This is a genomic window from Yinghuangia soli, assembly GCF_021502675.1.
Taxonomy (GTDB): domain Bacteria; phylum Actinomycetota; class Actinomycetes; order Streptomycetales; family Streptomycetaceae; genus Yinghuangia; species Yinghuangia soli.
The window spans coordinates 85,152-89,448 of record NZ_JAKFHA010000032.1; the positions used below are offsets into that span (position 1 = coordinate 85,152).

3 protein-coding genes are annotated in these 4,297 nt (G+C 72.6%); 2 read left to right on the forward strand and 1 reads right to left on the reverse strand.

Going from position 1 to position 4,297, the window contains the following annotated elements; all coding sequences use genetic code 11:
• Positions 1-151: 151 nt before the first annotated feature.
• A complete protein-coding gene (locus LZ495_RS34725) occupies positions 152-916 on the reverse strand; it encodes an IclR family transcriptional regulator (RefSeq protein ID WP_235057110.1) in 765 nt (254 codons plus the stop codon).
• A gap of 165 nt (positions 917-1,081) precedes the next feature.
• On the opposite strand from LZ495_RS34725, the gene LZ495_RS34730 reads away from it, so the two are divergent.
• Positions 1,082-2,473, forward strand: a complete 1,392-nt coding sequence (locus tag LZ495_RS34730; RefSeq protein ID WP_235057111.1) for an NAD-dependent malic enzyme — start codon at positions 1,082-1,084, stop codon at positions 2,471-2,473.
• Positions 2,474-2,668: 195 nt separating this feature from the next.
• Positions 2,669-4,273 carry a malate synthase A gene (aceB, locus tag LZ495_RS34735; protein WP_235057112.1) on the forward strand — a complete coding sequence of 535 codons (1,605 nt, stop codon included), beginning with the start codon at positions 2,669-2,671 and terminating at the stop codon, positions 4,271-4,273.
• Positions 4,274-4,297 lie beyond the last annotated feature (24 nt).

Sequence of the window (4,297 nt, forward strand, 5' to 3'; positions counted from 1 at the left end):
CCCCCCCCGCCCCGCCCCCCCCCCCCCCCCCCCCCCCCCCCCCCCCCCCCCCCCCCCCCCCCCCGCCGCGTTCGGCGTCGTGCTCGCTGTCCTGTCCCGCAGTGCCCTGCCGTGCCCTGCCGTGGCCCGGTGGGTCCCGCTGCGGTGCGGATCAGGCCTCCGGTGCGCCGCCCAGGGCCGCGCCGAGGCGGGCGGCGATCTCCTGGGCGGTGGCGACCAGTTCCTTCTCGTCCATGGCGCGGATGCGGCCCTCGGGGCCGGATACCGACAGGGCGGTCGCGGTCGGGGCGCCGGGCACCACGACCGCGATGCAGCGCACGCCGAGCTCCTGCTCCTGGTCGTCGACGGCGTAGCCCTGCGCGCGGATCTCGGCGAACTGGGCGAGCAGGTCGGCCGGTTCGGTGACCGTGTACGCGGTGTGCGCGGTGAGCGGGCCGGGCCCGACCGCGCGGGCCGCCTGGTCGTCCGGTAGTTGCGCGAGGAGAGCCTTGCCGACCGCGGTGCAGTGCGGCTGCACGCGGCGGCCGACCTCGGTGAACATGCGCATCGAGTGCCGCGAGGGGACCTGGCCGATGTAGACGACCTCGCCGGACTCCAGCACCGCGAGGTTCGCGGTCTCGCCGGTCGACTCCATCAGTTCGGCGAGGTAGGGGCGGGCCCACGAGCCGAGCAGGCGCCCGGCGGTCTCGCCGAGCCGGATCAGCCGGGGGCCGAGCGCGTACCGCCGCGAGGCGTCCTGGCGCAGGTAGCCCATCTTGACCAGGGTCTGCACGAGGCGGTGGATGGTGGGCATCGGCAGTCCGGAGCGGGCCGCCAGATCGCTCAGGCCCAGCACGCCGCCCGCATCGGCCAGGACTTCGAGCAGGTCGAAGGCGCGTTCCAGGGACTGCACCCCGCCGGTCGCCCGCTCGGCCATCCGTCCGTCCTCCTCATTGCCGGGCGCGCTTCGCAGGCGCTGCCGCGGGTCGCCACGGAGACTTCTCAACAACTTGTTGAAATTCCGTATGTCAGAAACTAATCTCCACTCTACAGAAGTCGCCGCCCCAGGTACGTGTATCGAGAAGCGAGGATCGAGGTCTTCATGCCGGCCCCCAGCCCTGGCTGTTCCATCACGCTCCGTGTCGAGGCCCCGGTCTCGATCGGTGCCGCAGGCCTGCTCACCACCTGCGTCGGCGAAGCCGGTGCGGTGCTGACCGCGCTCGACGTGGTCGACTCGGGGCCGGACCGCGTGGTCGTCGACCTCACCTGCGACACGGTGGACGGGGCGCACGCCGAGGCGGTGTCCAAGGCACTGGACGACATCGCCGGCGTCACCGTGCGCCGGGTCAGCGACCGCACCTTCCTCATGCACCTCGGCGGCAAGCTCGAAGTGGTGCCCAAGGTGCCGCTGCGCAACCGCGACGACCTGTCCCGCGCGTACACCCCCGGCGTGGCCCGGGTGTGCACCGCGATCGCCGAACACCCCGAGGACGCCCGGCGCCTGACGGTCAAGCGCAACACCGTCGCGGTGGTCACCGACGGCTCCGCGGTCCTCGGCCTGGGCGACATCGGCCCGGCCGCCGCGCTGCCCGTCATGGAGGGCAAGGCCGCACTGTTCAAGCAGTTCGCGGGCGTGGACGCGTGGCCGGTCTGCATCGACAGCCAGGACGTCGACGAGATCGTGCGCACCGTCGAGCTGATCGCCCCGGTGTACGGCGGCGTGAACCTGGAGGACATCTCCGCGCCGCGCTGCTTCGAGATCGAGCGCCGGCTGCGCGAGCGCCTGGACATCCCGGTCTTCCACGACGACCAGCACGGCACCGCCGTGGTGGTGCTGGCCGCGCTCTACAACGCGCTCAAGGTGGTCGGCAAGGACATCCGGGACTGCCGCATCGTGCTCTCCGGCGTCGGCGCCGCGGGCAACGCGATCATCCGGCTGCTGCTCCCGCTGGAGCCGAAGGAGATCGTCGCCTGCGGCCGCAACGGCGCGGTGCACCGCGGCCAGGACGGCCTGGACGCGGACCGGCAGTGGGTCGCCGACAACACCAACCCGGACGGCTTCGCGGGCACCCTCGCCGAAGCGGTCGCCGGCGCGGACGTGTTCATCGGCGTCTCGGCCCCGAACCTCCTCGTCGAGGCGGACATCGCGGCGATGGCCGACCAGGCGATCGTCTTCGCGCTGTCCAACCCGGACCCCGAGGTCGACCCGGCGGCGGCCGGCCGGCACGCCGCGGTGGTCGCCACCGGCCGCAGCGACCTGCCCAACCAGATCAACAACGTGCTGGCCTTCCCGGGCATCTTCCGCGGCCTCCTGGACGCGGGCGCCTCGGCCATCACCGACGACCTGCTCCGCGCGGCGGCCGGCGCGATCGCCGACCGGGTCGCCCCGGAGCAGCTCAACGCCGGGTACATCGTGCCCAGCGTGTTCGACCCGGAGGTCGCCGGCGCCGTGGCCGCGGCGGTACGCGCGGCCTGCGGGCAGCCGGCCGGCTGACCCCGGCCGGCCGGCCCTCGTCGGCCGGCTCCGGTCGGCCCGTCCTCACCGGGCGCGCCGACCGGCCTTCCGCCGGACGGTCCGCGAAGCTGTCCGGTACGGCAAGGTTCATCCGCTATACCCGTTCCGCCTGTTCCATCTGCTCGGTCCTTATCCGTGAAGCCCTTTCCGCGTAGGAAGACAAGGAGAGTCACAATGACCGCACCGGTCGTCACCGTGACCGGCGGCCCCGTGCCGCGCGGGGAGGAGATCCTGACCACCGAGGCGCTGCGCTTCGTCGCCGACCTCCAGCGCCGCTTCGGCGGCCGGCGCGCCGAACTGCTCGCCAAGCGCCAGGAGAAGCGCGCCGAGATCGCCCGCACCGGGCGTCTGGACTTCCTGCCCGAGACCGCGCACATCCGCGAGGGCGACTGGAAGGTCGCCGCGGCGCCGCCCAAGCTGCGCGACCGCCGGGTCGAGATCACCGGCCCCGCGGACCGCAAGATGACCATCAACGCGCTCAACTCGGGGGCGAAGGTCTGGCTCGCGGACTTCGAGGACGCCTCCGCGCCGACCTGGCACAACGTCGTGGCGCACCAGCGGAACCTGGTCGACGCGTACGAGCGCCGGGTGGACTTCACCACCGCCGAGGGCAAGTCGTACACCCTCAAGCCGGACGACGAGCTGGCCACCGTGGTCATGCGGCCGCGCGGCTGGCACCTCGACGAGCGGCACGTGCTGGTCGACGGCACCGCGGTCTCGGGCGCGCTGTTCGACTTCGGCCTCTACTTCTTCCACAACGCGGTGCGGCTGCTCGCCCGCGGCTCGGGCCCGTACTTCTACCTGCCCAAGACCGAGAGCCACCTCGAAGCGCGGCTGTGGAACGACGTGTTCAACCACGCGCAGGACGTGCTCGGCATCCCGCGCGGCACCATCCGGGCCACTGTCCTCATCGAGACGATCACCGCGGCCTTCGAGATGGACGAGATCCTCTACGAGCTGCGCGACCACATCTCCGGTCTGAACGCGGGCCGCTGGGACTACCTCTTCTCCATCGTGAAGAACTTCCGCGACGCCGGCCCGTCCTTTGTGCTGCCGGACCGCAACGCCGTCACGATGACCGCGCCCTTCATGCGCGCGTACACCGAACTGCTGGTCAAGACCTGCCACAAGCGCGGTGCGTACGCCATAGGCGGTATGTCGGCGGTCATCCCGTCGCGCCGCGACGCGGCCGCCAACGCCGCCGCGCTGCAGAAGGTCCGCGACGACAAGGACCGCGAGGCCGGCGACGGCTTCGACGGCTCGTGGGTCGCGCACCCCGACCTGGTGCCGGTCTGCCGCGAGGCGTTCGACGCGGTGCTCGGCAGCAGCGAGGCCCAGCTGGACCGGCTGCGCGACGAGGTCGAGGTGACCGCGGACCAGCTCCTGGACGTCGCCTCGGCGGGCGGCCAGACCACCTCGGTCGGCCTGCACAACGCGGTCGGCGTCGGCCTGCGGTACCTGGAGGCGTGGCTGCGCGGCCACGGCGCGGTCGGCGTCTTCGGCCTCATGGAGGACGTCGCCACCGCGGAGATCTCCCGGTCGCAGGTGTGGCAGTGGGTCAACAACGGCGTGGTCCTCGCCGACACCGGCGAGAAGGTCACCCCGGACCTGGTGCGCCGCCACCTCACCGAGGAACTCGGCCACCTGCGCGAGGAACTCGGCGACACCGCCTTCGAGAGCGGCCGCTGGACCGTGGCCCGCGACCTCTTCCTCGAGGTCGCGCTCGCCGAGGACTTCCCCGACTTCCTCACCCTGCCGGGCTACGCGCTGCTCGACTGAGCAGCCGCTCCGGCACCACCCGCC

Bases quoted from the DNA above. Each gene is read 5' to 3' on its own strand.
- LZ495_RS34725 (WP_235057110.1), bottom strand. From the start codon at position 916: ATGGCCGAGCGGGCGACCGGCGGGGTGCAGTCCCTGGAACGCGCCTTC.
- LZ495_RS34730 (WP_235057111.1), top strand. From the start codon at position 1,082: ATGCCGGCCCCCAGCCCTGGCTGTTCCATCACGCTCCGTGTCGAGGCC.
- aceB (WP_235057112.1), top strand. From the start codon at position 2,669: ATGACCGCACCGGTCGTCACCGTGACCGGCGGCCCCGTGCCGCGCGGG.